This window comes from Streptomyces cahuitamycinicus, assembly GCF_002891435.1.
In the GTDB taxonomy this organism is placed as follows: domain Bacteria; phylum Actinomycetota; class Actinomycetes; order Streptomycetales; family Streptomycetaceae; genus Streptomyces; species Streptomyces cahuitamycinicus.
In genome coordinates, this window is record NZ_POUC01000955.1 from 1 (window position 1) to 538 (window position 538).

1 pseudogene is annotated in these 538 nt (G+C 69.9%); it reads right to left on the bottom strand.

Annotation, left to right across the window (positions count from 1 at the left end):
• Window positions 1-194: 194 nt before the first annotated feature.
• Window positions 195-538 (bottom strand): annotated as a pseudogene (locus C1J00_RS44055) (hypothetical protein); the annotation flags it as partial.

Consider the following 538-nt stretch of genomic DNA (forward strand, 5'->3'; position numbering starts at 1 on the left):
CCCCCAGGAGTGAAAGTCGACAGCCCGGCCCGGCGTCACGTGATAGGCCACGGTGACCGTGACGGGATTACTGGTCACGCCGTCGTATACGGAAAGCGCTCACCGCGCGTTCACGATTCAACTAAGAATTTTACAGTGGCCCCGAAGGTCGCCCCGAAGGGGAAGGCTCTCCGCAGGTGGGAAAGCACATCCGCTCAGCTCGGCGCGGCGACGCTCTCCTTCGCCTCCACCGGCGCCTCCCCGAACCGCGACAACGCCAGCGCCCCCGCCACCGCCACCGCGAAACCGAGGATCGCCAGCCACCCCAGCCCCGGCCGCGTACGGTCCCCGAGCCACACCACGCCGATCAGCGCCGGCGCGACGGTCTCCCCGAGCACCAGACCGGCCGTCGCCGTGGTCACCGACCCGCGCTGCAGGGCCGAGGTCAGCAGCAGGAACGCCGCCCCGCCGCCGAGCAGCAGCGCGTACGTCGCCGGATTGGGGAACAACTCACCGGGTGAGAACCCGTCGATGAGCCGCACCGACACCTCCACCACCC